Origin of the sequence: Mesorhizobium sp. LSJC269B00 (genome assembly GCF_000502815.1) — a bacterium.
Classification (GTDB): domain Bacteria; phylum Pseudomonadota; class Alphaproteobacteria; order Rhizobiales; family Rhizobiaceae; genus Mesorhizobium.
This window is the reverse complement of the sequence record NZ_AYVN01000003.1, coordinates 101,223-124,985: the sequence shown is the minus strand read 5'-3', so window position 1 is coordinate 124,985 and position 23,763 is coordinate 101,223. Positions and strand designations below refer to the sequence as shown.

The window sequence follows — 23,763 nt, the reverse complement described above, 5'->3', positions numbered from 1 at the left end:
CAGCGCTGCCCCCTACCTCCCCCTTGTGAGGAGGTCGGACCGCAGGTCCGGGTGGGGGTCTGGCGCCGCACCCCCCACCCCGCTGCTTCGCAGCGACCCTCCCCACAAGGGGGAGGGTGAACAAGAGACCGGAGCTAAAACTTGAAAGCCAAACTGGGCATGTCCCCCATTGCGTGGTGGAACGACGATCTTGCCGAACTCAGCGACGACGTCTCGCTGGAAGAGTGCCTGCGCCAGTCGCGCTCGGCCGGCTTCACCGGCATGGAAATGGGCCGCCGCTTTCCCAATGACCCCGAAATCATGCTGCCTATCCTGAAAAAGGCCGACGTGACGCTGTGCGGCGGCTGGTTCTCCGGCACGCTGGTCGATGAGGACATGGGCAAGAACAAGGATCGCATCCAGCCGATGATCGACCTGTTCAAGGCGGTTAATGCGCCTTGCATCGTCTATGGCGAGGTCGGCCGCTCGATCCAGGGCGATCGCTCCAGGCCTCTCGCCACCAAGCCGAAATTGTCGAATGACGAGATGAGGGCCTATGCCAGGCGCCTCACCGAGTTCGGCGAATGGTGCGCCGAGCAAGGCATGCCGCTGTCCTATCACCATCACATGGCAGCAGTGGTCGAGACCGAGCCGGAGCTCGATGCCTTCATGCGCCATTCCGGCGAAGGCATTCCGTTGCTGCTCGATGCAGGGCATCTCGCCTTTGCCGGTGGCGACGTGCTGCGCGCCATCGACAACCACCACAAGCGCATCAGCCATGTCCATGTGAAGGATGTGCGCATGGGCGTGATCGACGGGCTCGACCGCACGAAACAGTCCTTTCTCGACGCCGTGGCGCTCGGTGCCTTCACGGTGCCCGGCGACGGTTCGCTCGATTTCGGCGCCATTGTGCAGCGCTTCGCCGACCGTGGCTATGAAGGCTGGTTCGTCGTCGAGGCCGAGCAGGACCCGAAGAAGAACCCGCCGCTCAAGATGGCGCAGGTCGGCCACAAGGAATTGATGCGCGTGATGACGGCTGCCGGCTACGCCGTGGAAACGCAAGGCTTTCCCAATGCCTGAGGCGATCCGATGAAGGATTACGAGCACCCGTTCTTCCGGCCGCTGTGGCGGCGCGTTGCCGTCGTCGCCGTCTGCGTGATCTGGGCCGGAATAGAATTCGCCTCCGGCACCCCATTCTGGGGCATCATTGCGCTCGGCTTTGCCGCCTACGCGGTGTGGCAGTTCTTCTATCTTTACAAGCCGGTGGAGGAGAGCAAGGCTGCGCCTGATCGACCGCAGACCGGCGAAGCGAAGGCGGACGCCGAACCGAAGGAATGAAGCGGCCGCGGCTCGGAAGGGCTTGCGGGTCGGACACTGGACACCTGGCGTATCGCCTACGTCGGTGATTGCCGGAACGTCCCTCGCTTCGTCATCCTAGGGTCTTCGCGACGGAGCTTCGTTCCTGCTTCGCCCTAGGATGACGAAGTTGAGAGGCCGACCTCGAAGACTTGCGATAGGAGACAAAACATGTCGAAACTGCTCGTCAAAGCCGACAAGGGCCATGGCCGCGTCGCCCATGTCACGCCCAAAAGCGCCGGATGGACCTATGTCGGCTTCGACCTGCACCGGCTGAAGCCGGGCGAGACCGCATCCGGCAAGACGCAGGATCGCGAAGTCTGCCTGGTGTTCGTCACCGGCAAGGGCACGGCAAAGGCCAGCGGCCAGCAACTCGGCCTGCTCGGCGAGCGCATGTCGCCCTTCGAGGGCAAGCCGTGGTCGGTCTATATCCCGGAGGGTTCGGACTGGTCGGTCACCGCCGACACCGATCTCGAACTCGCGGTCTGCTCGGCGCCGGGCCTGGGCGGCGGCTTGCCCATTCGCGTCATCGCACCCGACGACCTCGGCCAGGAGACTCGGGGCAAAGGCACCAACACGCGCTACGTCACCAACATATTGCCCGAGGGCAAGCCCGCCGACTCGCTGCTGGTGGTCGAGGTCATCACGCCCGGCGGCCACACATCGAGCTACCCGCCGCACAAGCACGATCAGGACAATCTGCCGGCCGAATCCTATCTTGAGGAAACCTATTACCACCGCCTCAACCCGCCGCAGGGCTTTGCCTTCCAGCGCGTCTACACCGACGCCGACAAGTCGGGCGCCCGCGAACTGGACGAGGCGATGGCGATCGAGGACGGCGATGTCGTGCTGGTGCCCAAGGGCTATCATCCGTGCGCGGCCTGTCACGGCTACGACCTCTATTACCTTAACGTCATGGCCGGGCCGAAGCGGACGTGGAAGTTCCACAACGCGCCCGAGCACGAATGGCTCATGAAGGCCTGATCGGCCTTCGCTTGCGCCGGAAGAAAAATCGTCGGCTAACGATCCATGGGGTCGATTTGCCTTCGAAAACTCGCATAAGCTTCGTCAATCCGTCATGGAAATCACCTATGGCAGCGGGCTGACGAGGATTTTTTTCGATGCGCTACGCCATCTATTTCACCCCGAGGCAGGACGAGCCGCTGGCGCGGATCGCCGCCAACTGGCTGGGCCGCGACCCCTTTGGCGCCGCCGCGAGGCCGGTCGAGGCGGTGGGCGAGCTGTCGGCGGCCGAAGTCGCCTTTCACACCGCATCGGCGCGGCGCTACGGTTTTCATGCGACGCTGAAAGCGCCCTTCCGGTTGGCCGCCAACGAAACCGAAAGCTCGTTGCGCGCGGCGCTGGACGCCTTTGCCGAAGCAATGCCGACGGTCACCATCCCGCGCCTGGTCGTCAGCCAGATCGATGGTTTCTTCGCTTTGCTGCCGGAAGGCCCGCTGCCGCCGCTCAACCGTTTCGCCGATGATGTCGTGCTTAGCTTCGACCGTTTTCGCGCGCCGCTCACCGAGGCCGAGATCGAGCGGCGCAGCCCGGATTCGCTGAAGCCGGCCGAGTTCCGCAATCTCTGCCAGTGGGGCTATCCCTATGTGTTTGAGACCTTTCGCTTCCACATGACACTGTCCGGCCGGGCCGGGCCGCAGGAAAGCCAACGTCTGCGCGCGGCAATTGACAGCCTGTTCGCCGATGTGCTGCAGCAGCCGGTGCTGGTGGATGCGCTGACGCTGTTCGTCGAAACCGAACCGGGCGCTCCGTTCATGGTGCTTTCGCATCATGCGCTCGGCCGCCGCGCTGCCCGAAAAACCGCCTGACCGCAATTCGTCCGAGTAAGCAAAGACTGCCTGAATGACCGCCGAAACTGTTCTCCACAACGCCCGCATCGTGCTTGCCGACGAGATCGTCGAAGGGTCGCTCGTGCTGCGCGACGGTTTTATCTCCGGCGTCGACGCCGGCACCGGCCACACCGGGGGGAGCATGGGCGGCGAGGACATGGGCGGCGACTACATCATTCCCGGCCTGGTCGAGCTGCACACTGACCATCTCGAAGGCCACTATGCGCCGCGCCCGAAAGTGCGCTGGAACCCGATCGCCGCCGTCCTTGCCCATGACGCGCAGGTGGCCACCGCCGGCATCACCACCGTGCTCGACGCTTTGCGTGTCGGCATGGACGATGACGCGGATATTACCTCCGACGACATCCGCAAGCTCGCCGGCGCGATCGAGGACAGCGTCGCGAAAGACCGGTTGCGGGCCGACCATTTCCTGCACCTGCGCTGCGAGGTCTCGGCGCCGGATTGCTTGCGGGCTTTCGCCAATTTCGATGGCGACGAGCGGGTCAAGCTGGCCTCGCTGATGGACCATGCGCCGGGACAGCGTCAGTTCGTCAATCTCGAGACCTACGCCCATTACTATCAGCGCAAGCTGAAATTGACCGATCGCGACTTCCAATTGTTCTGCGAAAAGCGGATGTCGGAATCGGCGAAGAATTCGGGACCGAACCGGGTGGCGATATCAGCCGCCTGCAACGAGCGGGGCATTGTGCTGGCGAGCCATGACGATGCCACATCAGGCCATGTCGACGAGGCGATCGAGCAGGGCGTGCGCGTCGCGGAATTCCCGACCACGCTGGAAGCCGCCAAGGCCTCGAAGGATGCCGGGCTCGGCGTGCTGATGGGCGCGCCCAACGTCATGCGCGGCTCCTCGCATTCGGGCAATGTCTCGGCCCGCACGCTGGCCGGCGACGGCCTGCTCGACATATTGTCGTCCGACTACATTCCCTTCAGCCTGATCCAGTCGGCCTTCTTCCTCGGCGACGTCGTCGAGGGCATTTCCCTGCCGCAGGCGGTTGCGATGGTGTCGAAGAATCCGGCCGAGGCGATCGGCCTCAACGACCGCGGCGTCATCGAACAGGGCCGCCGCGCCGATCTGGTGCGTGTGCGCGTCGACGACCATGTGCCGGTCGTGCGCACTGTCTGGCGCCAAGGGCGCCGGGTCGCCTGATGGTCTTGGCGTCGATCGAGCGCGAACTCAGCAGCGAGGCCTTTCCGCTCCGCAACGGCGTGTTTGTCGCCGTCGTCGGCCCGAGCGGCGCCGGCAAGGATACGGTAATCGGCTATGCCCGCACCTTGTTTGCCGACGAGACGAGGCTGGAGTTCGTCCGCCGGGTCATCACCAGGCCGAGCGACGCGGCAAGCGAGGATCACGACACGCTGGCCGACGCAGCCTTTGCCGAAGCCGAGGCCGACGGCGCCTTCGCCATTTCCTGGGAGGCGCACGGGCTGCGCTACGGCATTCCGGCCGATGTCGACTGGTCGATAGCCAATGGCCATGTCGCCGTGGCCAATGTCTCGCGCGCAGTCATCCCGGTGCTGCGGGAGCGCTATGCCAATCTGGCTGTCGTCGAGATCACCGCTTCGCCGGAAATCCTCGCCGAGCGTCTCGCCCAGCGCGGCCGCGAATCGCGCGGCGAAGTGCTGGCTCGGCTCGCCCGCAGCGCCAATATCGCTTTGTCCGGCTCCGGCGTCACCTCGATCGACAATGGCGGCCGGCGCGAAGCCGCCGGAGAACGCTTCGTCGAGGTGCTGCGCAAGGCGATGGCCTTCTCGGATATATCCGGCGTGATGTAGCGCTACTCCGCCGCGACAGTCTTCCGGCTGGCATCGAGCATCAGCCGCCTTGCGCGGAACACGCCCCATTGCTGGTCGACCAGCACGCCGATCAGGATCACGCCGCCCATCACCGCGAAGTTGAGCGAGGACGGGATGCCGAGCAGATTGACCAGGTTCTGCAACTCCTGCAGCAGCACGGTGCCCAGGATGACGCCGACCAGCGAGCCTTCGCCGCCGCGCAGCGAGAAGCCGCCGAGAACGGCGGCGGCAATGGCGTAGAGTTCGTAGAACTGGCCGTGGCTGGCCGGCGAGATCGAGCGCGTGTACATGGCGAAATAGATCGCCGACAGCGCCGTCAGAACGCCGCAGATGACATAGGCGGCCATCACGACGCGGCCGGTGCGGATGCCCGAATATTTAGCCGCCTCTTCGTTCTTGCCGATGGCATAGAGGTAGCGTCCGAACACCGAGCGGTGCAGCACCACCCACATGACGATCGAAATGACGATCAGTGCGATGAAACTGTTGGGCACGCCATAGCTGCGGCCCGCGGTGAGGAATTCGAGCTCGGGAAAATTCTGGCCGAAGGCGAAGCCGGCGGTGCCGTCGGCGGTATAGAAACGGGCGACCCCGCGATAGATCAAAAGGCCGCACAGCGTCACCACGAAGGGCTGCAATTTCAGCCTTGTGATCAGCCAGCCATGCGCCAGCCCGATGATGCCGCCCAGCACCAGGATCAGCGGCAGCGCCACCGGCCATGGCATGTCGCGCACAGCGATGAAATCGATGAATAGCGTGCCGAGCAGCGCCACCAGCGACCCCACCGACAATTCGATGCCGCCGGTGATGATGACGAAGGCCTGGCCGATGGCGAGGATCCCGAACAGGCCGATCAGGTTCGAGGTGTTGGCGAGGTTGATCGGCAAAAGGAAGCGCGGGTTGATGGCGGTCACCACGGCGCCGACCACCAGGATCAGGATCAGCAGGCCGAGATCTTTTTTGCTCATCGTCTTCTCCCCAATGCGCCGGACCGGCAATCGCCTGAAGCCCGCTAGTTTGCCGGCTTGCCGACCGCCAGCAACAGCACGTTTTCCTGGCTGAATTGTTCCTTGTCGAGAATGCCCGAGATCTGGCCCTCATGCATGACGGCGATGCGGTCGGACACGCCGATCACCTCTTCCATGTCGCTGGAAATCATCAGCACGGCGACGCCGGCGTCGGCCAAGGCTCGCATCAGCCCGTAAATCTCGGCCTTGGCGCCGATATCGATGCCGCGCGTCGGCTCATCGAGGATCATCACCTTCGGGTTCATCGCCAGCCATTTGCCCAGCACCACCTTCTGCTGGTTGCCGCCCGACAGCGTGCCGACATCCTGGCTCAGCGACGAGGCGCGCAGGTCTAGCCGCTCGGTGTAGGAGTGGGCGAGCGCGAATTCGTCCGACAATCGCAGCAGGCCGGATTTGGAGGTGCGCTTGAGCGAAGGAAGCGAGACGTTTTGGAAGATCGGCAGGCCGATCACCACGCCCTGCTTGCCGCGTTCCTCCGGCACGTAGACGATGCCGGCTTCGATGGAATCCGCCGCCGATTTCGGCGTGATCACCTTACCTTCCAGCGTTATCGTGCCGCCCGATATGCGGGTGATGCCTGAAATCGCCTGCATCACCTCTGACCGCCCGGCGCCGACAAGGCCGTAGAAACCGAGGATCTCGCCCTTGTGCAGTTCGAAGCCGATGTCGTTGAATTCGGTCGGGTGCGAAAGGCCAGCGACCGACAGCACCGGCGCGCCGATCTCGGCCTTGCGTTGCGGAAAGATGTGATCGACCGAGCGGCCGACCATCATGCGCACGATCTGGCTCTGGCCGGTATCCTTGATAAGGCCCTCGCCAACCATCTCGCCGTCGCGGAACACGGTGTAGCGATCGGCGATCCGATAGATCTCGTCGAACTTGTGGCTGATGAACAGGATCGCCTTGCCTTCCTCCTTGAGGAATTCGATCAGCAGGAAAAGCTCCTCGATCTCCTTCATCGAAAGGGCTGCGGTCGGCTCATCCATGATGACGATCTGCGCATCGATCGACATCGCGCGAGCAACCGCTACCAGATGCTTGTTGGCGATGCCGAGGTCTTTCAGCCGCGCATCGGCGTTGATATGGCCGGCATGCATGGTGTCGAGCACTTCGCGCGCGTGTTTTCGCATGGTGCGCCAGTCGATGGTGCCTAGCCGCGTGCGCGGCGCATGGCCGAGAAAAATGTTTTCGGCGACGCTCAGATCGTCGAACAGCACGGTTTCCTGATGAATGGCGGTGACGCCGTGGCCGAAGGCGGCATGCGCGCTGGGCAGGGTGACGGCCTGGCCGTCAATGCTGATCGTGCCGGCGTCGGGCTGGTAGATGCCGGTCATGATCTTGACCAGCGTCGACTTGCCGGCACCGTTTTCACCGATCAGCGCCGTAACCTGGCCGGGGTAAAGCGACAGGCTGACATTGTGCAGCGCGCGCACGCCGGGAAAGCTTTTGGAGACGCCGGACAGCGTCAGGCGCGGGGCAGGACCCGTGGGCTCCTCCTTCGCAATGCCGTGCTGGGCTGTCGTGTCCATATCCGTATCAAGCCCTGAAACAAGGTCCGTTTAAAGTCGCGGCGGGATTTTGGTCCCGCCGCGCTTGGTCCGAGACGTCCGAGATCAATAGATCTTGGAGAACTTTTCGATGTTGGACTTGTCGAACTGGAAGGGCGGAGCCATCGCAGCCGAGTTGCTGTCATCGAGCGTGACCTTGCCGACGCGGCCGATCGACAGCGTTGCGCCCGGCTTTGCCTCTTCCTTCTTCACCGCCAGATCATGAGCGAGGTAGACGGCGGAATAGCCGAGGTCGATCGGATTCCAGAGGGCAACCGCCTGGCTGGAACCGTTGTCGATGAACTTCTTGAACTCCGACGGCAGCGCCAGACCCGTGACATTGACCTTGCCGATCAGGTTCGCGTCGGTGACGACCTGGGCAGCGGCAACGACGCCGACGGTGGTCGGCGCGATGATCGCCTTGAGGTTCGGATAGGATTTCAGCAGGCCCTTGGCTTCGTCGGTGCTCTTGGCCGAATCGTCATCGCCGTAGACGGTGGCGACGAGTTTGATCTTGGGGAATTTCTCCGGCAGGATCTTCTTGGCCGCGTCGATCCAGGCGTTCTGGTTGGTCGCGGTCGACGAAGCCGACAGAATGGCGACTTCGCCGCCTTCCGGCAGATAGTCGGCGGCCAGCTTGATGATGGTCTCGCCGATCAGGCCGGTGTCGGACGGGTTGAGATGCAGCTGGCGGCCTTCCTTGGCGACGCCCGAATCCCACGAGATGACGGTGATGCCGCGCTCCATGGCCTTCTTCAGCACCGGCACCAGCGCGTCGGCGTCATTGGCCGAAATCGCAATGGCGTTGACCTTCTGCGCGATCAGCGAATTGACCACTTCGATCTGCGCTTCGGCGGTCGCCTTGGTCGGGCCGGTGTAGATGATGTCGACATCGCCGAGTTCCTTGGCCGCCTCTTCGGCGCCCTTGTTGGCGGCGTCGAAGAAGCCGTTGCCGAGCGACTTCACCACCAGCGCGATCTTGACGTTCTCGGCATAGGCGGCATTCACGAACATGGCGGCCGAGAACGCGGCCGTCACCATCAATTTCTTCAGAAAGCTCATCGTATTTCCTCCCTTGAGCGTTGCATTCCATCGTCGCTGCGGTTGGCCTCAGGCCTGCAGCGAGGATTCTTCCTTTGCCGACTTGCGGGCGACGATCAGCGTCACACCCGCGGCCTCCAGCATGTTGGCTTCGCGATCCTCGATGCCGTCATCGGTGATGACGGTGGCGATGCGCTTGAGCCCGCACAGGATCAGGCTCGAGCGCTGGCGGAATTTCGATGAGTCGACCAGCACCACCAGTTCGTCGGCCTGGTCGATCAGTTTCTGCTCCGCCTGGATCAGCAGCGGGTCGCCTTCCATCAGGCCAAGCGGCCCGAGCCCTTGAGCGCCCATGAACATGCGGCGCGCGTAGAAATTACGCGTCACGTCATTGTCGAAGGGCGAGAGGATGATGTTCTGCTCGCGGTAGATGGTGCCGCCCGACAGCATGACGGTGTTCTTCGAATGCTTGAGCAGGTGCTCGGCGATGGGGAACGAATTGGTGAAGATCGGCATGCGGCGTCCGGTCAGGAAATGCACCATCTGGAAGGTGGTGGTGCCGCCATTGATGATGATCGGTTCGCCGTCCTTGCACAGCTCCACCGCTTCGCGCGCAATCGCGCGCTTCTGCGAAGCGTTAAGCGTTTCGTTGACGGAAAAGGGCCGGCCGGCGAGGCCGATGAACTGCGGTGGCGAGATCGCCTCGGCGCCGCCACGCACGCGACGCAGGCGCTTTTGCACATGAAGAGCCGCGATATCGCGCCGGATCGTCGCCTCGGAGGAGTCCGTCAGGTCGACCATCTCCTGCACCGTCACCACAGGCTTTTCCTGGACGGCGGACAGAATGATCCTGTGGCGCTCTTTTTCGTGCATGGTTCCTCCCTGCATGGTCATGAGGCACTAGAAAACCACCAGTGTCAATCATTTCCGCTCATATAATTTCATTGTGCAGTGCAATATGATCGATCTTGATCGTTTATGATTGACAACCGAGATGCTTGCGTAGACATTTCCGGCAAAATGGACCGCGCCTTTTGCGTCCCAGGGAGGATAATCATGCTCGACAAGCGCTCCGGCTCGCGCCTTGCCAACCTTTGGGACGATGCTAAAGCCAAGGGGCTGAGCGAGCCTGAGCTTCTGGTCTATCGCTCCAACACGCTCGGCTTCGACAAGCGTGTCACCAATTATGGCGGCGGCAACACCTCGTCCAAGATCCGGCAGAAGGACCCGCTCTCCGGCGCCGAAGTCGAAGTGCTATGGGTCAAGGGCTCGGGCGGCGACAGCGCCTCGATCAAGCTGGACGGTTTCGCCACGCTCTACATGGACAAACTGCAGGCGCTGAAAGGCCTCTATCGTGGCGTCGCGCATGAGGACGAGATGGTGGGCTATCTTCCCCACTGCACCTTCAACCTCAACCCGCGCGCGGCCTCGATCGACACGCCGCTGCACGCCTATGTGCCGAAGCCGTTCGTCGATCACATGCATCCCGATGCCATTATCGCGATTGCCGCGGCCAAGGATTCCAAGGCGTTGACCAAGGAGATATTCGGTGACGCCATCGGCTGGCTGCCGTGGAAGCGGCCGGGCTTCGAACTTGGCCTCTGGCTGGAGAAATTCTGCGTCGAACACCCCGAGGCCAAGGGCGTCATCCTCGAAAGCCACGGCTTGTTCACCTGGGGCGACACACCCAAGGAGTGCTATGAGACGACGATCTCGGTCATCAACCAGGCGATCGAATGGTTCGAGCGCCGCTCCGAGGGTCTCGCCATCTTCGGCGGCGAAGTCGTCAAATCGCTCGACGCCGCTGAGCGCCGCGCCATCGCGGCGAGACTGATGCCGAGGATCCGCGGCCTGATTTCGGAGAAGAGCCACAAGCTCGGCCATTTCGACGATTCCGCCGCTGTGCTCGAATTCGTCAACTCCAGGGATTTGCGCCCGCTGGCGGCACTCGGTACCTCATGCCCGGATCATTTCCTGCGCACAAAAATCCGCCCGCTGGTTATCGAGTTCGACCCAGCGAAGCCCGACGTCGAAGCCGTGATTGCGCGCCTCGCCGACGATATTGCTGAGTACCGTGTCGGCTACCAGGCCTATTACGACAGCTGCAAGCATCCGGACTCGCCCCCGATCCGTGACCCCAACGCCGTGGTCTACCTGATGCCCGGCGTCGGCATGTTCACCTTCGCCGGCGACAAGGCCACCGCCCGCATCTCTGGCGAATTCTACGTCAACGCCATCAATGTCATGCGCGGGGCCTCGACCGTTTCGTCCTATGTCGGCCTGCCGGCGCAGGAGGCCTTCGACATCGAATACTGGCTGCTCGAGGATTTGAAGCTGCAGCGCATGCCGAAGCCGAAGTCGCTCGCCGGCCAAATCGCGCTGGTCACCGGCGGCGCCGGCGGCATCGGCCGCGCCACCGCCAATCGCCTGCTGCGCGAAGGCGCCTGCGTCGTGCTGGCCGATATCGACGAGACCGCACTTGCCAACGCCAACGACGAACTGGCGAAAGCCTATGGCAAGGACTTCGTCCGGCCGGTGCTGATCAACGTCACCGCGGAGGAGCAGGTGATTTCCGGCTTCGCCCAGACAGCCGTCGAGTTCGGCGGCATTGATATTCTCGTCTCCAACGCAGGCCTCGCCTCCTCGGCGCCGATCGAGGAGACAACGCTGGCGCTGTGGAACAAGAACATGGACATATTGTCGACCGGCTATTTCCTGGTCTCGCGCGAAGCCTTCCGGCTGTTTCGCGCCCAGAAGATCGGCGGCAATGTCGTCTTCGTCGCCTCCAAGAACGGCCTTGCCGCGTCACCCAACGCCGCCGCCTATTGCACCGCCAAGGCCGCCGAAATCCATCTCGCCCGCTGCCTCGCGCTGGAAGGCGCGGAAGCCCAGATCCGGGTCAATGTCGTGAATCCGGACGCCGTGCTGCGCGGTTCGAAGATCTGGACCGGCGAGTGGAAGGAACAGCGCGCCGCCGCCTACAAGATGTCGACCGACGATCTGGAAGAACACTACCGCTCGCGCTCGATGCTGAAGCGCTCGGTGTTTCCGGAAGACATTGCCGAAGCGATTTATTTCCTGGCGTCCGACATGTCGGCCAAATCCACCGGCAACATCATCAACGTCGACGCCGGCAACGCGCAGAGCTTTACGCGCTGAGTTAAGGGCGGAGCGCTTCTCTTCTCCCCGTCACTATACGGGGAGAAGGTGGCCCGAAGGGCCGGATGAGGGGCAGCGCTGACTGAACGCATTGGGAGGAATAGCACTTGTCCGAAACCATCATCGCCGCCGATCTCGTCTCCAGCCACAACGCCCAGCGCAAACCCGACCTCGAACGCGACTACGCCTCGCTCGGGGAACGCCTCGACCGTCGCGGCATCGCCATCGACGTCATCCGCGGCAAGGTCGAGAAATTCGCCGTCGCCATTCCGTCCTGGGGCGTCGGCACCGGCGGCACACGCTTTGCCCGCTTTCCCGGCGCCGGCGAGCCGCGCGACATTTTCGACAAGATCGAGGACTGCGCCGTCATCAGCCAACTGACGCAGGCGACACCGACCGTCTCGTTGCACATCCCGTGGGACAAGGCCGATCCGAACCGGCTGAAGCAGGCCGCCTCGCGCTTCGGCCTCGGCTTCGACGCCATGAACTCCAACACCTTTTCGGATGCCAGGGATCAGACGCTCTCCTACAAATTCGGCTCGCTTTCGCATGCCGATGCCGGCACGCGCCGCCAGGCCGTCGAGCATAATCTCGAATGCATCGAGATCGGCAAGACGCTGGGGTCCAGGGCGCTGACAGTGTGGATCGGCGACGGCTCGAATTTCCCCGGCCAGGTCAATTTCGCCAAAGCCTTCGAGCGCTATCTCGACGCCATGAAGGAGATCTATGCCGGACTGCCCGCCGACTGGAAACTGTTCACCGAACACAAAATGTACGAGCCGGCTTTCTACTCCACGGTCGTGCAGGACTGGGGCACCAATTACATGATCGCCAAGGAGCTGGGCGACAAGGCGTTCTGCCTGGTCGACCTGGGCCACCATGCGCCCAATGTCAACATCGAGATGATCGTGTCGCGGCTGATCCAGTTCAAAAAACTGGGCGGCTTCCATTTCAACGATTCGAAGTATGGCGACGACGATCTCGATGCCGGCTCGATCGATCCCTATCGGCTGTTCCTGGTCTTCAACGAACTGGTTGATGCAGAACTTTCCGTCGCCGAGGGTTTCGATCCCGCCCACATGCTCGACCAGAGCCACAACGTCACCGACCCGATCGAAAGCCTGATGCTGTCGGCGGTCGAGGTGCAGCGCGCCTATGCGCAGGCGCTGCTGGTCGACCGCAAGGCGCTCGAGGGTTTCCAAGACGGCAATGATGCGCTGATGGCGACGCAGACTCTGAAAGTTGCCTACCGCACCGATGTCGAGCCGATCCTTGCCATGGCGCGGCTGAACACAGGCGGCGCCATCGATCCAGTCGCCGCATATCGCGCGGCGGGCTACCGGGCGAAGGTCGCGGCGGAACGGCCGGCGGTTGTGGGCGGTTCAGGCGGGATTGTTTGAGATTGGCTAATCTCCACCACAGGGGGGAGATCAGCTTGCCTCTGCCGGCAGGCGAACACCAATATGTGTTCGCTCATATTGATGATGGACTCGGCCGCTCCATGTAGGTCTTCTAGGCACACTGCACTTGGAGCACCGCCATGCCCTTGACCCGCCGGACGCTGATTGGCGTCACCCTTTCGCTCGCAATTGCGCTCGCGCCATCCGGTGCGCTCTATGCCGCCTCGCCTCAACCGGCGAAGGGCGAGCACGGCATGGTCGTCACCGCCCAGCATCTGGCGTCGGAAGCCGGCGTCGAGGTGCTGAAGAAGGGCGGCAACGCTGTCGATGCGGCGGTCGCGGTCGGTTATGCGCTCGCCGTCGTCTACCCCAATGCCGGCAATATCGGCGGTGGCGGGTTCATGACCATCCGCTTCAAGGACGGCAAATCCACCTTCCTCGATTTCCGCGAGCGCGCGCCGCTGGCGGCAACCAAGACCATGTATCTCGACAAGGACGGCAATCCGGTGAAGGGCGCCAGCCTTGATGGCTACCTCGCGGTCGGCGTACCTGGTTCCGTGGCAGGGTTCGAGATGGCTCGCGAAAAATATGGCACGCTGCCACGCCAGGATTTGATGGCGCCGGCAATTACCTATGCCAGGGATGGCTTCATCCTCGACCAGGGCGACGCTGCTTCATTCGCAAGCAATGCCGCACGGCTGGCGAAGGACCCTGCCGCCGCCGCCATCTTCCTGAAGCCGGACGGCAAACCCTATGGCGCCGGCGAGCGTCTCCTCCAGCCCGATCTTGCAGCCTCGCTCGCCGCCATCTCCGAAAAAGGCGCCGACGCCTTCTACAAAGGCGCCATCGCCGGCGCCATCGTCAAGGCGAGCGGCGCCAGGGGCGGCATTCTGGCCAAGGCAGACTTCGAGCAATATAAGGTACGCGAGCTGCAACCGGTGAGCTGCACCTATCGCGGCTATGAGATCACGTCCTCGCCGCCGCCAAGCTCCGGCGGCGTTATCATCTGCGAAATCCTCAACGTGCTGGAGGGCTACCCGCTGTCCTATCTCGGCGCCGGCTCGGCCGAGACGGTGCATGTCATGGTCGAGGCGATGCGTTACGCCTATGTGGACCGCAACTCGGCGCTCGGCGATCCAGATTTCGTCGACAATCCGGTCTCGAAACTGCTCGACAAGGGTTACGCCAAGGAGATCCGCGACAAGATCGACCCGTTCCGCGCCGGCGTCTCGCAGGATTTGATGCCGAAGGGCTTCGGCGAGTCGAAGGAAACGACGCACTATTCGATCATCGACGATGACGGCAATGCGGTCGCGGTCACCTATACGCTGAACGGCTCGTTCGGCGCCGGCGTGGTCGCGGACGGCACCGGCATCCTGCTCAACAACGAGATGGATGATTTCACCCAGAAGCCTGGCGTGCCCAACCTCTACGGTCTCGTGCAGGGAGAGGCCAATGCTATCCAGCCGAAGAAGACGCCGCTGTCATCGATGAGCCCGACTATCGTCGCCAAGGACGGCAAGCCGTTCATGGTTATCGGCAGCCCCGGCGGCTCGCGCATCATCACCATCACGCTGGAAGCCATCGTCAACGTCATCGACCACGGCATGAACATCCAGGAGGCGATCGACGCATCGCGCATCCACCATCAATGGCTGCCCGACACGATCTATGTCGAACCCTTCGGCCTGTCGCCCGACACTGAAAAACTGCTGGCCGGCATGGGCTACCACCTCGATCTCGCGGATTCTACCTGGGGGCAGGCGGCCGGCATTCTTGTCGGCGGCAAGAGCCTGGCGGAAATCGAGAAGGGCGGCGGCTCCCGCTACAACGGCGCCATCGACAGCCGCGCCGCATCCGGCGAGGCGATTGGCTACTGATCAAAACAAGAGATTGATCAGAGGACGAGCGTAAGCGTCGACCCGACGAGCATCAGCGCGGCGATCACGACGAACGCCGCGTAGATGCGGGGACGGTCGAGGAGCAGCGCATTGCCCGATATCCAGGCCGCGGTTGCGCCGCCAAGCGCAAACAGGAAGCCGTTCCGGTGACCAAAGGTCATGGAAGCGGCCATCAGCCCGCCAATGATCAGCGCGCCGAAGACGATGATCACGGCAACGGCGTATTTCTCGAAGTCGTTGCCGCCGCCCATGGCCGGGCCGATCGCGTTCAAATTCGTCAGATCGTCCGGATCGAACGGATTGGTCGATCCATATTCATCTTGACCGACAGGTTCTCGCATCATTCATTCTCCGCTGACCGGCAACAAATCATCAACATCTGCCGAGCGCAACCGGATCGCGCCGTGCCGAAGGCCGCCGGTGCGGTCTTCAACACTTTCTGATGCCGACTTGCCACGGTTTTTTTGCGCCGGTTCACAAAATCTACCCTGCTTTCGGGTCCACCCGCCTGAATTGCCTGGAAAATGAATTACCTGGAAAAATCGCTGCGCACGATGCCGTGCCGCTGCAGCTTGTCGTAGAAGGTCTTGCGCGGAATGCCGAGCGCTTCGATCGTGCGCCGGACATCGCCGTCATTGCGGCCAAGCGCCTCGCGGATGACATTGGCTTCATAGCGTTCCAGCCGTTCCGGCAGTGAGCTGGCGTCATCCGGCTCCGCCGGGGCGGAAGGTGGCGCTTGCGCCGCTTCCTCGAGTCCCAGCACGAAACGCTCGGCGAAATGCGCGAGTTCACGCACATTGCCCGGCCAGTCGTGCTGGCTCAGATGGCGGTGCACTGAGGCAGGCACGGCTGGCATTTGCCGGCGGAAGCGGGCGGCTGCACGCTCTGCGAAGTAGAAGAACAGCAGGGCGACGTCGTCGCGGCGTTCGCGCAGCGGCGGGATCGAGATCGTCACCACATTGAGCCGGTAGTAGAGATCCTCGCGGAAGGCGCCGCGCCGGCTGGCATCGCCGAGATCGACCTTGGCGGCGGCGACGACGCGCAGGTCGACCGGCCGGATTTCATTGGTGCCGAGCGGCGTCACCTCGCGCATTTCCAGCACCCGCAGCATCTGCACCTGGGTCGAGGCCGGCATGCTTTCGATCTCGTCGAGAAACAGCGTGCCGCCGCTCGAATGCTCGATGCGGCCGATGCGCTTCTTCTGTGCGCCGGTGAACGCGCCGGCCTCATGGCCGAACAGTTCGCTTTCGATCACCGTATCCGGCAGCGTGCCGCAATTCAGCGCCACGAAATTGCCCTTGGCGCGGCGGCTCCAGCGGTGCAGCAGGCTCGCCACCACCTCCTTGCCGGAGCCGGTCTCGCCAGTCACCAGCACGTCGACATCGGTGTCGGCGATCTGCCGCAGCGTGCGGCGCAGCCGCTCCATCGCCGGCGTCTGGCCGATCAGCGGCAGGCCGTCCTGCGCCTGTTCGGCGCTTTCGCGCAGCGCGCGGTTCTCCATCACCAGTCGGCGTTTTTCCGCCGCCCGCGCCACACTTTGCGCCAGCCGGTCGGCGGCGAACGGCTTGGTGATGAAGTCGTAGGCGCCGTCCTTGATCGCCTTGACCGCAACCGCGATGTCGCCATGTCCGGTGACCAGGATTACCGGAATGTCGGCATCAAGCTGCAAGACGCGGTCGAAGAGCTGCAGGCCGTCAATGCCGGGCATGCGGATGTCGGACACCACCACGCCGGCGAAATTGGCGTCGAGCCCGGCCAGCGCCTCGGCCGCCACCGCAAAGGCCGAGACGGAAAAACCAGCGAGTTCCAGCGTCTGCCGCGTGGCCCTCAGCAATTCGCTGTCGTCGTCGATCAATACGACCGGTGCGGTGTCCATCATGCTGCCCTGGCGAGGTGAATGGTAAAGCGCGTGCCGGCCTGGCCGCTCGCCACCTCGATGCGTCCGCCATAGTCGGCGACGATGTCCTGCGAGATGACGAGGCCGAGCCCGAGGCCTTTTTCCTTCGAGGTGTTGAACGGCGTGAACAATGACTTGAGGATGGCAGGCGAAATGCCCGGCCCATTGTCGGCGACGGCAAGCGCCACGCCGTCGGCCGTCTCCTGGGCCGAAACCTCCACCCTGGCGCCGTCGCGACCGTCCAGCGCTTCCAGCGCATTCTGGAACAGGTTGATCAGCACCTGTTCGAGCCGCAGACGGTTGCCCATCACCTTGAGCGTTACCGGCGGCAGTGTGATATCGAGCGCGTCCAGCCGGCCGGCAAAGCGGCTTCTGAGCAGCACCACGGCGCCCTCGATAACGCCGCGCAGTTCGACTGGTTCGGCTGCCGTGCGCCCCTTGCGGGCAAAGACCTTCAACTCTTCGGTGATGCCGCCGATGCGCTCGGTCAGCGCGGCAATCGCGCCAAGGTTCTCCTCGGCCGAGGCGGTCTGCTTGCGCTCCAGGAACACACGCGCATTGTCGGCATAGGCGCGGATCGTCGCCACCGGCTGGTTGATCTCATGCGCGACCCCGGCGGCAACCTGGCCGAGGGTAGCAAGACGGTTGGCCTGCACCAATTCCTGCTGCATGACCTGCAGTTTGGCTTCGGTGCTGCGGTGATCGGTGATCTCGGCCTGCAGCCGGTCGCGCGCCAGGCTGAGGTCATGCGTACGCTCGACGACGCGGCGCTCGAGCTCGATGCGCGCTGCCTGTTCGGCAGCGATGCGCATCTGCGCCGACTGACGGCGCCACAGGAGATAGCCGGCCAGCGCCAGCAACGGCACCACGACGCCCAGCGCCAGCAGCCGCATCTCACGCACCGCAGCCGCGATCGGCGCTTCGACCGGCACGAGATAATCGAGCCGCCATGGCGTCGATTGGACCAGTGTCGAAAGCCTGAGATATTCGGCATCGCTGCCGCCCGGTGTTATCGCATGCACCATCGACACGTCAGGGCTCAATGCCTCGGGGCGTGTGATCGGCAAGGGAATCAGCGGCGCGTTGCCGAATTGCTGGCTGCTCCGGATGGCGGCAGCCACCGGGCCGGCCAGCGGCGCGGTGGTCATGAAGCGCCAGGACGGCACGCTGGTGATCAGCACGACGCCGTGGTCGTCGCTGACATAGGCCGGCCGGTTGGCCTCATGCCAGTCGGCTTCAAGCTGGTCGAATTCCATCTTGACGACGACGACGCCGAGCGGCGCCGCCGCATTGCCGACGCGACGCGAAATGTAGAGGCCGGGGCGCTTGCTGGTGTTGCCCAGCGCAAAATATTCGGCCGTTCCCGATTGCATGGCGCCGGAGAAATAGGCGCGGAAGCCATAGTCGTTGCCGACGAAGCTGGTTGTTTCGCGCCAGTTGCTGGAGGCGATCGCAAACCCGTCGACGCCGGTGACGTAAAGCACCGAAGCCTTGGTGCCGGAGACCAGCCCTTCGAGCTTGCGGTTGAGCACGTCGATCGTGACAGCGCCCTTGTTCTGCAGGGCGTCATGCACCTGCTGGTCCTCGGACAAGAGCAGCGGCAGCGCCCGCGGGCTTTCCAGCACGGCGCGCAGCAACGCAACCTTCAGATTGGCATCGGTGCGGCCTTGCGCCGCCAGTGCCGCGACCTCGGCGCGGCGCGCGTAGAGGCCGGCGCCGGTGAGCGCCGTGGCAACGATCACCAGCGCGATCGCCGCAAACAGCAGCCAGGCGCGACGCGCGCGTTTGCCGAGTTGCTCGGGCGTCTGCGACAGGACCGCGGCAGGGCGTTGCAGCATTCCCTATTTGTGCATGATTTCGCACAAAGCACAATTCGATCATGCGGATGTCCGCACTTGCGGTTGCGGCGCACCAGCTCGGTCGACAAAAATCTCCAACAAAATCAATGGCTGCGGTATGCCGCACAGTCTGGCACGGCAGTTGCAGTGGCCAATACAGCAGTCGCAAGGCTGCGGAAAACAACTGCCCCGGGAGGTCGAGCTTTCGATCGGGGCGCCATGGAGGACGTCATGCAGCCAGCATTCGCTGCCGCCGAACCGCGCGGCAAGCTACCCTTTTACCGTCATCTCTACGTGCAGGTCCTGACGGCGATCGCCGCCGGCGTGCTGCTCGGTCATTTCTATCCCGAACTCGGTGCTTCGCTGAAGCCGCTCGGAGACGCCTTCATCAAGCTGGTCAAGATGGTGATCGCGCCGGTCATCTTCCTGACGGTGACGACCGGCATTGCCGGCGTTTCCGACCTGAAAAAGGTAGGCCGCGTCGCCGGCAAGGCGATGATCTATTTCCTGGTCTTTTCGACCCTAGCGCTGGTCGTCGGCATGGTCGTCTCCAACGTCGTCCAACCGGGCGCCGGCATGCACATCAATGCGGCGACGCTCGATCCCTCGAAGGTCGCCACCTTCACCGAGAAGGCGCATGACACGACCATCGTCGGCTTCCTGCTCAACATCATCCCCGACACCATCACCGGCGCCTTCGCGCAAGGCGACATTCTGCAAGTGCTGTTCTTCTCGGTACTGTTCGGCATCTCTCTCGCTCTGGTCGGCGAGCGCGGCCGCCCGGTCGTCGATTTCCTGCAGGCGCTGACCTCGCCTATCTTCCGCCTGGTCGCCATCCTGATGAAGGCCGCCCCCATCGGCGCCTTCGGCGCCATGGCCTTCACCGTCGGCAAATACGGCATCGGCGCGATTGCCAACCTCGCCTTTCTGATCGGCACCTTCTACCTGACGTCGCTGCTCTTCGTGCTGGTCGTGCTCGGCGCTGTCGCTTGGTACAACGGCTTCTCGATCCTCGCCTTGATCCGCTACATCAAGGAAGAGCTGCTGCTGGTGCTCGGCACCTCGTCCTCGGAAGCCGCTCTTCCCGGCCTGATGGCCAAGATGGAGCGCGCCGGCTGCAACCGCTCGGTGGTCGGCCTGGTCATCCCGACCGGCTATTCCTTCAACCTCGACGGCACCAACATCTACATGACGCTGGCGGCGCTGTTCATCGCCCAGGCGACCGATACGCCGCTCACCTATGGCGACCAGATTCTGCTGCTGCTGGTTGCCATGCTGAGCTCCAAGGGTGCCGCCGGCATCACCGGCGCCGGCTTTATCACGCTGGCCGCCACGCTCTCTGTCGTGCCTACGGTACCCGTTGCCGGCATGGCGCTGATCCTAGGGGTCGACCGCTTCATGTCGGAATGCCGGGCGCTGACCAACTTCGTCGGCAATGCAGTGGCGACGATCGTTGTGGCGCGCTGGGAAGGCGAACTCGACCAGACCAAGTTCGCCGCCGCCATGGCCGGCACATTGTCCGAGGAAGCCGACCTGGCGCTGTCGGGCGATCTGCAGCCCGCCTGATTACTGAACGCAGACGTTCGCCACAAGGCCGCAGCCGGTTCGCCCGTTGCGGCCTTTTGTTTTGGCGCGCATGGCGGCTGGTGTTGGCCAAAGCTTCCCGGCTAGGATGTCGGCGGTTTTCAACCGAAAGGCCGGCGAATGAGCAGTGCATACCCCGAGATCTATCTGGTCCGTCACGGCGAGACGGAGTGGAGCGCTTCGGGAAAACACACCGGCCGCACCGACATACCGTTGACGGCAAAGGGCGAGGCGGCGGCTCGCGGCGTGGCGGACCGGCTCAAGGATCTGTCCTTCCAGGCGGTGTGGTCGAGCCCGTCGCAGCGCGCCTTCAGCACCTGCACGCTTGCCGGCTTCGGCGCTGCTGCCGTCAAGAAGGACGACCTGCAGGAATGGGACTATGGCGCCTATGAGGGCGTTAAGACCAAGGAGATTCTTGTGCAGCGCCCCGGCTGGCAATTGTTCCGTGACGGCTGTCCCGACGGCGAGTCGGTAGCGGATGTCGGCGCCAGGGCCGACAGGATCATCGCCGGGCTGCGGGCAATCGAGGGCAATGTGCTGGTGTTTTCAAGCTCGCATTTCCTGCGCGTGCTGGCCGCGCGCTGGCTCGGTCTGCCACCCGAAGGCGGTGCGCACTTCGTACTTGATACCGCGAGCCTCAGCATCCTCGGCTATGAGCACGATCTGAGCGAGCCGGTGATACGCAGGTGGAACCAGAAGTAGGATTTCGCGGCAAGCCTGCCTCTTAACGCGCGAGCACCGCCAATTCCTCCGATGTCAGATGCCGCGCCTTGCCCTTGGCGAGTTCGCCGAGCTGCAAACCGCCGATCGCCACCCGAACCAGCCTCAGCACCTCGATATCGAATGCCCCGAGCAGGCGGCGGATCTGGCGGTTGCGGCCCTCGTCGAGCACGATTTCCAGCCAGGCAGTGCGGCCGCCGCTGCGCAGCAGTTCGATCGAACTTGCGGTCAGCAGTTCGCCGTCGACGATCGCTCCGTCGCGAAAGCGCGCCAGCATCGCTTCGTCGGGCGCGGTGCCGATCTGGACATGATAGGTCTTGGCGACATGCGAGGCCGGATCGAGCAGGCGGTTGGCCCAGCGCGTGTCGTTGGTCATCAGCAACAGGCCTTCGCTGGCCTTGTCGAGGCGGCCGACCGGCGACACGAAAGGCAACTCCAGTTCCACCAGGCAGTCATAGACGGTGCCACGATCCTGCGGGTCATCGCGCGTGGTGACCTGTCCGCGCGGCTTATTGATCATCAGGTAGACTTTTGCCTCGCCGACGATCTGCTCGCCGTCGACAGCGATGCGGTCGCGGCCGAGATCGACACGCAGCGACGGATCGCGCACCACCTTGCCGCCAACCTGCACGCGCCCTTCGGCGATCAGCAGCTCGGCCTGCTTGCGCGAACACAGGCCGAGTTTGGAAAGCGCCCGGTTCAGGCTGACGCCTGCGCTCGCGGCCTGTTGTCGGACGATGTCTGGCGGCCTTGCCATGTCCTGCTTGTCATCCCAATGATCGGCATCGACAAATGCCACGCCCCGCATTGGCTTCGCAACCTGCCGCGGCATCAACATCACGGGTCGCGGGAGCGGGGCTGTTCTCAAATACGATGTGTCAGGGGGTCGGGCTCAACAGCCCGCCATGGAACGCTGCCCCGCGACGGACGTTGTTGCCGACGAGCGATTTGTCGCGAAAGGCACCGCCATGAAGAAAATCTACCAAAAGCCGACGCTCGTGAAGCGAGGCAGGCTCACCAGCCTGACGGCTCAGATCGTCGCTTCTGGGGTCATTCTGGGGGAATGATCCCCCAGATAACGGAAGGGATAAATCGATGAGCGAGCGCGGCGTTGATTTCCTGCAGGGCTGGATCCACGAGCACCTGCCGGGCGAACTGCCTGCCGACAAGGCAACGGCTCGAACCCTGACCACGCGAGCTGCCCTGGATGCTCGGCATTTAGGCCTTGAGGTCAGCGAGATCGAAGAGGATCTCGGTCCGCTGGAACGGGTGATTTTCGAGGCGCTGGATCAGCCCGATATCTGAGCCCCGACATCTGAGCCCCCGATATGAGGCCATTGCAGGCGATATTGGCCCATCGCCATCTTGGCGGGGGGCTTTTCCGTGATGGCATCCGTGGGTGCGCAGCCCTAGGCAGCCCGCGCAGCTGACGCTCCCCGTGCCGGCGGCAATTCGAACACAGTGGCGCCGTTCTCTCGGCCGCGTTCGACATAACCGATGACACGGAACCATTTGCCGACGTCGGCCCGCTGCAGCCAGCTGCGCGAGTGGATGGGAAGGTTGCCGGCCAGCGCCTGAATGTGGCGGATGTGGCGCCTGCAGAAGCGGACCGTCGCGGCGCTGAAGAAACCCTCCTGCGCGGCAAACAGCGTGTCGGCGGCGTCGCTGTTCTCGTGCCAGGCGACGATCGCCACCGTCTTGTCGCCCTCGACCAACGCGTGCGCTCGGCCTTCCTTCAAATTCATCATCAGATTGTCGTAGGCGACCTTGCTGTCCTTGCCGGCGGCCACATACTCGTCCGACATCCGCGTGGACAGATCACGGAAGACACTTTCGAGATCGCCGATCGTAGCTGCGCGTGCTCGCATTTCTCCTCCTGCAGCCCCGGCAGGCAGTTTGCCCCAGGGAGAGGGGATCACCAAGCAAAGCGAATCCGCCATTTGGCCGATGGGCGCAAAGTGATTTCATTGGGCGGCAAATGTTGGACGCCGCCATCTCCTATCGCGGCAAGCCTGTCATTCGCGTTGCGCCGGTTTTCGTATTTGCTTGACATTGGGCTGATGGAGGCGCGGGTTGCGCCGGGCGTTTGGCCTTGGGGCATAATTCAATGAAAAAAGTATACGAAAAGCCGGTCCTGCACCGGAAGGGCAAACTTGCGGCGCATGTTGCTTCGCCTACGTCAGGTGGCGGCGGAACCATTGACGTTCCGCCATCCACTGACGAGACTTGATATAGACCTCCACTGAGCGCGAGACTTGCTGATCAACAGAAAGCCCGCTGGCTCAGGCTGGCGGGCTTCTTTCGTTTCTGGAACCATTTCAGTGCATGCCGAATTGACTCGCGATCGCGTTCGGGCGGGGAAGCATGCAAGACCAGCATTTCGATGAGCCGGTTCGCGTGGCGCTCGGCAGGTCCAGAAACACCATCTACAAGGTGGAGCGTGTCGCGCAGGCCGCTGACATCCTGATGAACCGCTGGCCCGCCAAGACGGCCACTATCACGTCGCCGCCCGCAAAGCCTGCCTCGGCGTTCTCGAAGACCTGAAAGAGCCGCACTATGCCCGCGCTGCCTTCGTCAATGCGGCGATCGAGGCCGATATACTGGTCGAGCGCGACCGCGAGGGTTGAACGGCCACCGCTCAAGTCAGT

General features: G+C 63.3%; 24 protein-coding genes. 15 read left to right on the top strand and 9 right to left on the bottom strand.

The window, feature by feature from the left end:
* Nucleotides 1-141: 141 nt before the first annotated feature.
* From iolE to phnN, 6 genes are all read left to right on the top strand, one after another.
* Complete coding sequence (iolE, locus tag X771_RS156275) at nucleotides 142-1,059, top strand: myo-inosose-2 dehydratase (protein WP_023687402.1); 918 nt, start codon at nucleotides 142-144, stop codon at nucleotides 1,057-1,059.
* Nucleotides 1,060-1,068: 9 nt separating this feature from the next.
* Complete coding sequence (locus tag X771_RS156280) at nucleotides 1,069-1,317, top strand: hypothetical protein (protein WP_023687401.1); 249 nt, start codon at nucleotides 1,069-1,071, stop codon at nucleotides 1,315-1,317.
* Nucleotides 1,318-1,506: 189 nt separating this feature from the next.
* The gene (iolB, locus tag X771_RS156285) at nucleotides 1,507-2,319 is read left to right on the top strand and encodes a 5-deoxy-glucuronate isomerase (RefSeq protein ID WP_023687400.1); all 813 of its coding nucleotides are present in this window, start codon (nucleotides 1,507-1,509) and stop codon (nucleotides 2,317-2,319) included.
* Between the two features lie 137 nt (nucleotides 2,320-2,456).
* A complete protein-coding gene (locus tag X771_RS156290) occupies nucleotides 2,457-3,164 on the top strand; it encodes a DUF1045 domain-containing protein (RefSeq protein ID WP_023687399.1) in 708 nt (235 codons plus the stop codon).
* Nucleotides 3,165-3,198: 34 nt separating this feature from the next.
* Nucleotides 3,199-4,353: an alpha-D-ribose 1-methylphosphonate 5-triphosphate diphosphatase gene (locus X771_RS156295; protein ID WP_023687398.1), complete on the top strand. Its 1,155-nt coding sequence runs from the start codon at nucleotides 3,199-3,201 to the stop codon at nucleotides 4,351-4,353.
* Entirely contained in the window at nucleotides 4,350-4,979 is a 630-nt protein-coding gene (phnN, locus tag X771_RS156300) for a phosphonate metabolism protein/1,5-bisphosphokinase (PRPP-forming) PhnN (protein ID WP_023687397.1), read from the top strand. The genes X771_RS156295 and phnN overlap by 4 nt, the downstream gene beginning before the upstream one ends.
* A gap of 2 nt (nucleotides 4,980-4,981) precedes the next feature.
* Here phnN and X771_RS156305 read toward each other — a convergent pair whose 3' ends face one another.
* From X771_RS156305 to X771_RS156320, 4 genes are all read right to left on the bottom strand, one after another.
* Complete coding sequence (locus tag X771_RS156305; protein ID WP_023684050.1) at nucleotides 4,982-5,968, bottom strand: ABC transporter permease; 987 nt, start codon at nucleotides 5,966-5,968, stop codon at nucleotides 4,982-4,984.
* A 44-nt stretch (nucleotides 5,969-6,012) separates the two neighbouring features.
* The gene (locus X771_RS156310; RefSeq protein ID WP_023687396.1) at nucleotides 6,013-7,557 is read right to left on the bottom strand and encodes a sugar ABC transporter ATP-binding protein; all 1,545 of its coding nucleotides are present in this window, start codon (nucleotides 7,555-7,557) and stop codon (nucleotides 6,013-6,015) included.
* 84 nt (nucleotides 7,558-7,641) lie between these two features.
* Nucleotides 7,642-8,637, bottom strand: a complete 996-nt coding sequence (gene rhaS, locus X771_RS156315) for a rhamnose ABC transporter substrate-binding protein (protein WP_023669661.1) — start codon at nucleotides 8,635-8,637, stop codon at nucleotides 7,642-7,644.
* 48 nt (nucleotides 8,638-8,685) lie between these two features.
* Entirely contained in the window at nucleotides 8,686-9,489 is an 804-nt protein-coding gene (locus X771_RS156320; RefSeq protein ID WP_023669662.1) for a DeoR/GlpR family DNA-binding transcription regulator, read from the bottom strand.
* A 183-nt stretch (nucleotides 9,490-9,672) separates the two neighbouring features.
* Between X771_RS156320 and X771_RS156325 the strand changes: the two genes are divergently transcribed.
* The 3 genes from X771_RS156325 to ggt all read left to right on the top strand — a co-directional run bounded on the left by X771_RS156325 (nucleotide 9,673) and on the right by ggt (nucleotide 15,055).
* On the top strand, nucleotides 9,673-11,775 hold the full coding sequence (locus tag X771_RS156325; protein WP_023687395.1) for a bifunctional rhamnulose-1-phosphate aldolase/short-chain dehydrogenase: 2,103 nt from the start codon (nucleotides 9,673-9,675) through the stop codon (nucleotides 11,773-11,775).
* Nucleotides 11,776-11,882: 107 nt separating this feature from the next.
* Nucleotides 11,883-13,175 (top strand): L-rhamnose catabolism isomerase, encoded by a 1,293-nt coding sequence (gene rhaI / locus X771_RS156330; protein WP_023687394.1) that lies wholly within the window; start codon nucleotides 11,883-11,885, stop codon nucleotides 13,173-13,175.
* Nucleotides 13,176-13,315: 140 nt separating this feature from the next.
* Nucleotides 13,316-15,055 carry a gamma-glutamyltransferase gene (ggt, locus tag X771_RS156335; RefSeq protein WP_023687393.1) on the top strand — a complete coding sequence of 580 codons (1,740 nt, stop codon included), beginning with the start codon at nucleotides 13,316-13,318 and terminating at the stop codon, nucleotides 15,053-15,055.
* A gap of 17 nt (nucleotides 15,056-15,072) precedes the next feature.
* Here the strand turns inward: ggt and X771_RS20785 are convergent, their stop codons facing one another.
* From X771_RS20785 to X771_RS156345, 3 genes are all read right to left on the bottom strand, one after another.
* Nucleotides 15,073-15,420: a hypothetical protein gene (locus X771_RS20785; RefSeq protein WP_032885862.1), complete on the bottom strand. Its 348-nt coding sequence runs from the start codon at nucleotides 15,418-15,420 to the stop codon at nucleotides 15,073-15,075.
* Nucleotides 15,421-15,605: 185 nt separating this feature from the next.
* Nucleotides 15,606-16,955 (bottom strand): sigma-54 dependent transcriptional regulator, encoded by a 1,350-nt coding sequence (locus tag X771_RS156340; RefSeq protein WP_023687392.1) that lies wholly within the window; start codon nucleotides 16,953-16,955, stop codon nucleotides 15,606-15,608.
* Nucleotides 16,952-18,811 (bottom strand): ATP-binding protein, encoded by a 1,860-nt coding sequence (locus tag X771_RS156345; RefSeq protein WP_023687391.1) that lies wholly within the window; start codon nucleotides 18,809-18,811, stop codon nucleotides 16,952-16,954. Before X771_RS156345 ends, X771_RS156340 begins: the two co-directional genes overlap by 4 nt.
* 219 nt (nucleotides 18,812-19,030) lie before the next feature.
* On the opposite strand from X771_RS156345, the gene X771_RS156350 reads away from it, so the two are divergent.
* The gene (locus tag X771_RS156350) at nucleotides 19,031-20,377 is read left to right on the top strand and encodes a dicarboxylate/amino acid:cation symporter (protein ID WP_155922526.1); all 1,347 of its coding nucleotides are present in this window, start codon (nucleotides 19,031-19,033) and stop codon (nucleotides 20,375-20,377) included.
* Nucleotides 20,378-20,515: 138 nt separating this feature from the next.
* A complete protein-coding gene (locus X771_RS156355; RefSeq protein WP_023687390.1) occupies nucleotides 20,516-21,097 on the top strand; it encodes a histidine phosphatase family protein in 582 nt (193 codons plus the stop codon).
* A gap of 22 nt (nucleotides 21,098-21,119) precedes the next feature.
* On the opposite strand, the gene X771_RS156360 is transcribed toward X771_RS156355, so the two are convergent.
* On the bottom strand, nucleotides 21,120-21,872 hold the full coding sequence (locus X771_RS156360; protein WP_023687389.1) for a pseudouridine synthase: 753 nt from the start codon (nucleotides 21,870-21,872) through the stop codon (nucleotides 21,120-21,122).
* A 211-nt stretch (nucleotides 21,873-22,083) separates the two neighbouring features.
* On the opposite strand from X771_RS156360, the gene X771_RS1000000168735 reads away from it, so the two are divergent.
* Together X771_RS1000000168735 and X771_RS156365 are read left to right on the top strand one after the other, a co-directional pair.
* Nucleotides 22,084-22,182: a putative RiPP precursor gene (locus X771_RS1000000168735; RefSeq protein ID WP_196813729.1), complete on the top strand. Its 99-nt coding sequence runs from the start codon at nucleotides 22,084-22,086 to the stop codon at nucleotides 22,180-22,182.
* 28 nt (nucleotides 22,183-22,210) lie between these two features.
* Complete coding sequence (locus tag X771_RS156365; RefSeq protein WP_023669673.1) at nucleotides 22,211-22,420, top strand: DUF768 domain-containing protein; 210 nt, start codon at nucleotides 22,211-22,213, stop codon at nucleotides 22,418-22,420.
* A gap of 104 nt (nucleotides 22,421-22,524) precedes the next feature.
* Here X771_RS156365 and X771_RS156370 read toward each other — a convergent pair whose 3' ends face one another.
* The gene (locus X771_RS156370) at nucleotides 22,525-22,983 is read right to left on the bottom strand and encodes a hypothetical protein (protein ID WP_023669674.1); all 459 of its coding nucleotides are present in this window, start codon (nucleotides 22,981-22,983) and stop codon (nucleotides 22,525-22,527) included.
* A 496-nt stretch (nucleotides 22,984-23,479) separates the two neighbouring features.
* On the opposite strand from X771_RS156370, the gene X771_RS01000000164830 reads away from it, so the two are divergent.
* Together X771_RS01000000164830 and X771_RS1000000169860 are read left to right on the top strand one after the other, a co-directional pair.
* The gene (locus X771_RS01000000164830; protein ID WP_245262535.1) at nucleotides 23,480-23,659 is read left to right on the top strand and encodes a DUF982 domain-containing protein; all 180 of its coding nucleotides are present in this window, start codon (nucleotides 23,480-23,482) and stop codon (nucleotides 23,657-23,659) included.
* Nucleotides 23,590-23,742 carry a DUF982 domain-containing protein gene (locus X771_RS1000000169860; protein WP_348625472.1) on the top strand — a complete coding sequence of 51 codons (153 nt, stop codon included), beginning with the start codon at nucleotides 23,590-23,592 and terminating at the stop codon, nucleotides 23,740-23,742. The genes X771_RS01000000164830 and X771_RS1000000169860 overlap by 70 nt, the downstream gene beginning before the upstream one ends.
* The last annotated feature ends 21 nt before the right edge of the window (nucleotides 23,743-23,763 follow it).